Annotated in this window: 6 protein-coding genes; 2 read left to right on the top strand and 4 right to left on the bottom strand. The window is 73.8% G+C overall.

The window, feature by feature from the left end:
* A partial coding sequence (locus JWR81_RS06565) for a TIGR03560 family F420-dependent LLM class oxidoreductase (RefSeq protein ID WP_297648098.1) occupies window positions 1-1112 on the top strand: 1112 nt, incomplete at its 5' end.
* 4 nt (window positions 1113-1116) lie between these two features.
* On the opposite strand, the gene JWR81_RS06570 is transcribed toward JWR81_RS06565, so the two are convergent.
* A complete protein-coding gene (locus JWR81_RS06570; protein ID WP_297648101.1) occupies window positions 1117-2655 on the bottom strand; it encodes an MFS transporter in 1539 nt (512 codons plus the stop codon).
* Window positions 2656-2980: 325 nt separating this feature from the next.
* Between JWR81_RS06570 and JWR81_RS06575 the strand changes: the two genes are divergently transcribed.
* Window positions 2981-3520, top strand: a complete 540-nt coding sequence (locus JWR81_RS06575) for a TetR/AcrR family transcriptional regulator (protein ID WP_297648104.1) — start codon at window positions 2981-2983, stop codon at window positions 3518-3520.
* Window positions 3521-3578: 58 nt separating this feature from the next.
* Here the strand turns inward: JWR81_RS06575 and JWR81_RS06580 are convergent, their stop codons facing one another.
* The 3 genes from JWR81_RS06580 to JWR81_RS06590 all read right to left on the bottom strand — a co-directional run.
* Window positions 3579-3875, bottom strand: coding sequence for a hypothetical protein (locus JWR81_RS06580; protein ID WP_297648107.1), 297 nt, complete (start codon window positions 3873-3875; stop codon window positions 3579-3581).
* A gap of 169 nt (window positions 3876-4044) precedes the next feature.
* The gene (locus tag JWR81_RS06585) at window positions 4045-5421 is read right to left on the bottom strand and encodes a metallopeptidase TldD-related protein (RefSeq protein ID WP_297648110.1); all 1377 of its coding nucleotides are present in this window, start codon (window positions 5419-5421) and stop codon (window positions 4045-4047) included.
* Window positions 5418-6740 (bottom strand): TldD/PmbA family protein (locus JWR81_RS06590; RefSeq protein WP_297648113.1); only part of this gene is annotated, 1323 nt, incomplete at its 5' end. The genes JWR81_RS06585 and JWR81_RS06590, both read right to left, overlap by 4 nt.

Below are 6740 nucleotides of genomic sequence, written 5' to 3' on the forward strand. Positions count from 1 at the left end.
GGGCGCACCCCGTGCCGGCCGCCGCGCTCACCGCGCAGCTGCGCGCCTGGCCGACGGCCCGGGACGCGCTGCCCGGCGAGGGGTTCGACCAGGTGCTGCGCCCCGAGCCGGTGCGGGTCGTCCCGCCGGCGTTCGCGGCCGCCGGGGAGGCGGAGGCGCGGCAGCGCGAGCGTCCCGTCGGGCTGCGGTTCGGGCTACACCTCTCGGCGTTCCCCGGCGGGGTCGCGACGCTCGCGCCCCGGCTGCGGGAGATCGCCGCGGGCGCCGAGGCCGCGGGCTTCGACGCGATCTACGTGATGGACCACTTCCGGCAGATCCCGCAGGTCGGGCGCGCGTGGGAGGACTTCCTGGAGAGCTGGACGACGCTCGCCTGGCTCGCGGCGTGCACCGAGCGGGTCCGGCTCGGCACACTGGTCACCGGCGTCACGTACCGGAACGTCGGGCACCTCGCGAAGATCGTCGCCACGCTGGACGTGCTGAGCGGCGGGCGCGCCGTCTGCGGGCTGGGGCTGGGGTGGTTCGAGGCCGAGCACCGGGCGTACGGGTGGCCGTTCCCGCCGGTCGGCGAGCGCTACACGTTGCTGGAGGACGCCCTGACCGCCCTGCCCGTGCTGTGGGGACCGGGCGGGAAGCCGTTCCGCGGACGGGTGCTCGATCTGCCCGACACCGCCGGCTACCCGCGCCCGCTGCAGGGGCACGTGCCGATCGTGCTCGGCGGGGGCGGCGAGCGGCGCACCCTGCGGCTGGCCGCCCGGCACGCCGACGTCGCCAACGTGATGGGAGACCTGCCGACCGTCGCACGGAAGGCGGCCGTGCTCCGGAAGCACTGCGCGGTGACCGGCCGCGCGGTGGAGCTGTCCCACCTGTCCACGGCCCTGGTCGGCGCCGACCGGGCGGAGGTCGATTCCCTGGTCGGATCGCTACGCCCGCGTGGCGCGGACCCGGCCGCGTACGCCGCGAGCGTGCACGCCGGCCCCGTCGAGGACCACGTCGGCCGCTTCCGGGAGCTGACCGAGGCCGGCGTCAGTGAGGTGGTGTTACGCCTGCCCGGCCTCACCGACGCCGCACCGCTGGCGCGGATGGCGCGGGTGATCGACGCCTTCCGCCCGTGACGGGTCAGCGGGACCGCAGGCCCACCACCACCGTCACGGCCACCGCCACCATCACCACGGCACCGACGAGCGCCGTGACGCCGACACCGTCGACGAACGCGGCCTGCGCCGAGGCGAGCAGCGTCTCGGCGGCACCTCCCGACACGTTGCCGACGGTGGCGACGGCACCGCCGAGGGTCTCCCGGGCGGCGTCGGCGTCGAGCGGAGCGACCGACGCGGGCACCTCGACCGCGGACCGGTAGACGGCGGTGAGCACGCTGCCGAGCACGGCGGTGCCCAGCACGGCGCCGATCTCGTAGGCCGTCTCCGAGACGGCCGATGCCGAGCCCGCGCGATTCGCGGGCGCGGCCGTGAGGATCGCGTCGTTGGTGATCGTCTCCGACAGCCCGATGCCGGTCCCGACCAGCACTGACGCGCCGGCGAGCACGATCACGCCGTGGTCGCCGCCCAGCCCCAGGCACAGCAGGAAGCCGGCGGCCGCGAGCAGCAGCCCGGCGGGCACGAGGGTCCGCAGCGAGAAGTACCGCGCCAGCCGCGACGCCACGAGCCCCGCCAGCATCGTCATGACGAAGCCGGGGAGCAGCACCTCGCCCGCCGCGAGCGGGGAGAGGTCCAGCACCAGCATGAGGTACTGGGAGGAGAAGAACAGCAGCCCGGTGAGCGCGAACATCGTGGACGCGTTCGCGAGCGCCGAGAGCCGCAGCACCGGCGAGGAGAACAGCGTGACGTCGAGCAGCGGCTCCTCGCCCGCCGCCAGCTTGGCCCGGGCGCGCCGGACGAACAGCACACCCGCGACCACGCCGACCAGCAGCGCCAGCCCGGCCGTCCCGGTGGGGCCGTCGTGCGCGAGGAGCTTGATCGCGAGCACCGACGGCACCATCGCGAGCAGCGAGAGCAGCACGCCGATCGGGTCGAGCCGGCCCGGGACGGCCACTCGCGACTCGCGCAGGACGAGCGGCGCCAGCACCAGCAGCGCGAGCATCACCGGCACGTTCATGAGGAACACCGAGCCCCAGCGGAAGTGCTCGAGCAGCACCCCTCCCACGATCGGGCCCAGCGCGGCACCGGCGGCGAAGCCGGTGGCCCAGATCGCGACCGCGAGCCGGCGCTGGACGCGGTCGACGAACAGCGTGCGCAGCAGCGCCAGCGTGGCGGGCATGAGCATCGCGCCGAAGAGGCCGAGGAGGGCGCGTGCGCCCACGAGGTACACGGCATCGGGGGCGAAGGAGGCCGCGAGCGACACGGCACCGAAGCCCGAGACGCCGATCATGAGCGTGCGGCGGCGGCCGATGCGGTCGCCGAGCGTCCCCATGGTGACCAGCAGACCGGCCAGGACGAGCGGGTAGATGTCGACCAGCCACAGCAGCTGCGTCGCCGAGGGTGCGAGGGCCGCGCTGATCGCGGGCAGAGCGAAGCCCAGAACCGTGTTGTCGACGGCGACGATCAGCGTCGGCAGGAACAGGACGGCGAGGCCGAACCACGCGCGACGGCCCGCGCGGGGCGGGGAGGTGACGGGGCGGAGGGCGGGGAACGTGGCGGTCATGGCGGAACTTCTCCTGAGCGGCCCGTGAGGGGCTTCGTGGTGATCATGCCGACCGACGTGGCGGCGGCGCATATATACCGTCTAGACGGTACAGTTCGCCTGGTCATTCCTGCCAACCGGTTCACAGTGGCGCATCACACCCGCGCGCCCAGGGCCGTGTCCTTGGATCTCGTTCGATGAGAGCGGGATCCAGGTGGTTCCTGACGGTGCCGTCGGGTCGGACTCATACCGGGCCGTGTCCGGACCGTCCGGCGGTGCCGTCAGGGGGCACCTGGGCCCGGCTGTCGCGAACGGAGACTCACAGGACACGGCCTAGACTGCGGCGATGGCAGGCGCCCGGGACCGTGTACTGGACGCGTACGAGACGCTCCTCATCGAACACGGGCCCGGGTCCACCACGCTCGACGCGGTCGCCGCGGCGGCCGACGTGTCCAAGGGCGGGCTGCTCTACCACTTCGCGTCGAAGGACGCCCTGGTGACCGGCCTCCTCGATCGGCTCCGCGAGCGCAGCTCGGCCGACGCCGCCGCCATCCGCAGCGCCCCGGACGGCGCGGTCGCCTACTACATCCGCACGTCCGCACCCGGCGGCGCCGTTCCCGGCGGTGTCACGCGCAGCTACCTCGCCGTCCTCCGGCTGGCCGACAGCACCGAGACGGGGCAGGCCGTGCGCGACGCGCTGGCCGTCGTGCACGCGGAGGAGTACGACGCGCTGCGCGAGGAGCTGACCGACCCGGTGCTCGCCTGGCTCGCCCAGCTCGTCGGCGACGGCCTCTACCTGCGCACCCTGACCGGCACGCCCCTCCCGCCCGACCTCGGCGTGGAGGAGCTCCTGGCCCGCATGCGCAGCTACCTCCCCACCGAATGACACCCGCCAGTCGCGTCGACTCGCGGGGAGCGGATCCCTCGACTTGCCGCGCGTCAGGTCAGCGCGCGGCCATCGCCGCCGGGCGGGCGATCACCGGGAGGGGCACCGGCAGGCGGTGCACCGTCACGTTCCAGTAGCGGACGTCCGGGTCGCCGGCCCGCCAGGCGTTGGCCAGGCGGGCGGCCGCGTCGGCGTCCATCCGGCGGCGGGGACGGGCGCGCATGCCGCAGCGCACCCGGATCGCGGCGTCGAGGGCGCGCCACGCGTCGTCGGCGGTGGTGTGGACGCTCACCGTCGGCGGACCGTCCCCGTCCCCCACCAGGAGGGTGTAAGCGCTGACCACCTCGTACGACATCGGCAGCCCTCTCCCAGTCCCTCGGCGTTCCGCCCCGCACAGTGAAACGGCAGGGGACCGGTAGGGGTACTGCGCCACGCCGGCGGAACGACGGATGGTCGGGTGATGCGCCGTGTGCACGCGACCACGGGGAGTACGCGCCATCGGGGATCCCACGAACGAGGCCAGGTCAGCGCCCGAGCGACACCGACGACATCGTGAACTCGGGAACGCGGACGGGCGGCATGGCGGCGCGGGTGAACCAGTCCTTCCACTCCCGCGGCAGCGTGCGCTCGGTGGCGCCCACCTCGGTCGCGCGGCGCAGCACGTCGAGGGGGGAGTAGTTGAAGCGGAAGTTGTGGTCCACCTCGGCCACCACCTCCCCACCCTCGACGAGGTAGACGCCGTCGCGGGTGAGGCCGGTGAGCAGCAGCGTGGCGGGGTCGACGAGCCGGATGTACCACAGGCAGGTCAGCAGCAGGCCCCGCTCGGTGCCCGCCGTCATGTCGGCGATCGACGCGCCCGAGCCGCCGGTGAGCAGCAGGTTGTCGCCGCCGGGCGTGAACTCGGTGCCGAACTCGGCCGCCTCGGCGCGGGAGTAGGCCAGCTCGGAGATGACACCGCCGCGCACCCAGTCGACGCGACGCGTGGGGGCGCCGTTGTCGAAGACGGAGATGCCCTCGCCGGAGCTGGTGGCGGTGAGGAACGGCTCGTACTCCAGGCCCGGCGCGGCGGGGTCGCAGGCCAGCGTCAGCGGCAGGTCGGTGAGCCGCTCGCCCACGCGGGTGCCGTTCGGGCCGGCCAGCGCGTTGCGGCCCTCCTGGGCGGAGCGGCCCTCCATCGACCAGGCGAGGTAGATCATCAGGTCGGACACGGCCGACGGCGGCAGCAGCGTCTCGTACTTCCCCGCGGGCAGCGTGACGCGTCGCTTCCCCCACTCCAGACGGCGCGCGGCCTCGGCGGCGAGCGCGATGACGTCGACGTCAGTGAAGTCGGCCGTGGACGCGCCGGTCCAGGCGGAGCCGGTGAGATCAGGGGTCTTCGCGTTCAGCTCCACCGAACCGGTGGGCTGCACCCAGCGCCTGCGCACACCGGCCGAGGTGCCGAGCCAGAGGGTGGTGAGCTCGTGGCTGGCGAAGCCGTACTGGCGCTGCGGCCCGGCCAGCACCTCGGAGAGGTCCTCGGCCAACCGGCCGAACACGCCGATCGAGGTCTCCTGGGCGCCCTCGTCCCAGGTGGGGTCGGTGCCCGAGGGCTGGGGCAGCGGCGACGCGTCGTCGGCGGGGCCGGCGTCGCGGGCGGCCGCCTCCGCCGCCGCGACCAGGTCGGCGAGCTGCGCGGCATCGGTGACCGTGACGCTCGAGCTGACGACGCCGGCCGCGGTGCCGCCCTCGACGGCCACGAACGCGATCACCGTGACCCGGCCCGATGTCGTGTGGCCGTTGGTGGTCATCGTGGAGTTGGCCCAGCGCAGTACGGCCTCGCTCGACTCCCGGACGAGCACGGCACAGCCGGTCAGCCGGGACGCGGCCGCCAGCGTCCGCTCGACGATCTCCTGAGCCCTCACTGGCCCTCCTCCCGCGTGTTGAGCACGGTGATGCCCCGGAACCGGGCGGGCGGGCAGCCGTGGCTCACCGCCGCCACCTGGCCGGGCTGGGCCTTGCCGCAGTTCATCGCCCCACCCAGCTGCCATGACGACGGACCGCCGATGCCGTCCATCGAGCCCCAGAAGTCGGTGGTGGTGGCCTGGTAGGCGACGTCACGCAGCTGGCCTGCGAGCCTGCCGTCCTCGATCCGGTAGAACCGCTGGCCGGTGAACTGGAAGTTGTAGCGCTGCATGTCGATCGACCACGACTTGTCGCCCACGACGTAGATGCCGCGATCGACACCTGCGATGAGCTCCTCGGTGGTGGTGTCGCGCGCGGGATCGGGTTGCAACGACACGTTGGCCATCCGCTGGATCGGCACGTGGTGCGGCGAGTCGGCGAACGCGCAGCCGTTGGAGCGCTCCAGACCCAGCCGCGGCGCGAACGTGCGGTCGAGCTGGTAGCCGACGAGGACGCCGTCGCGCACGAGGTCCCACTGCGCGGTGGCGACGCCGTCGTCGTCGAAGCCGACGGTGGCCAGCCCGTGATCGATGGTGCGGTCGCCCGTCACACGCATGAGCTCGGAGCCGTAGCGCAGCGTGCCGAGCTTGTCGGGGGTGGCGAAGCTGGTGCCCGCGTAGGCGGCCTCGTAGCCGATGGCGCGGTCGTACTCGGTGGCGTGCCCGACCGACTCGTGGATCGTCAGCCACAGGTTCGTCGGGTCGATCACCAGGTCGTACGTGCCCGCCTGCACGCTCGGCGCCTTCGTCTTCTCCGCGAGCAGCTCCGGGATCAGCGCGATCTCGCCGTCCCAGTCCCAGCCCTCGCCGGTGAGGTACTCCCAGCCGCGTCCGGCGGGTGGGGCGAGCGAGTCCATCGTCTCGAAGCCGCCGGCCGCGCGGTCGACGGCCGTGGCCGTCAGCGACGGCGCCACGCGGACCCGCTGCTGCAGCGTGGAGGTGCCGGACAGGTCGGCGTAGAACTTGTTCTCCCGCACCTGCGCGACGCCCGCCTGGACGTGGTGGACGCCGTCGGCCGCGAGCAGCCGCTGCGACCACTCCGCGAGCAGCCCGACCTTGTCGCGCGTCGGCACCGAGAACGGGTCGACGGTGTACGCCGAGACCCAGACGGCGTTCGCGTGCACAGGCTCGTCGGCCCGCTCCACCCGCTCGACGGCGACGGGCGCGAGCGTGCGCGCCACCCGCACCGCCCGCTCGGCCGTGGCCGCCGCACGCTCCGGCGAGAGCTCGACGTGCGAGGCGAAGCCCCACACCCCGTCGACGATCACGCGGACGGCGAG

The sequence above is a fragment of the Pseudonocardia sp. genome (genome assembly GCF_025965585.1).
In the GTDB taxonomy this organism is placed as follows: Bacteria; Actinomycetota; Actinomycetes; order Mycobacteriales; family Pseudonocardiaceae; genus Pseudonocardia.

Coding starts and splice junctions, on each gene's coding strand:
- JWR81_RS06570 (WP_297648101.1), bottom strand. CDS start 2,655: ATGACCGCCACGTTCCCCGCCCTCCGCCCCGTCACCTCCCCGCCCCGC.
- JWR81_RS06580 (WP_297648107.1), bottom strand. CDS start 3,875: ATGTCGTACGAGGTGGTCAGCGCTTACACCCTCCTGGTGGGGGACGGG.
- JWR81_RS06575 (WP_297648104.1), top strand. CDS start 2,981: ATGGCAGGCGCCCGGGACCGTGTACTGGACGCGTACGAGACGCTCCTC.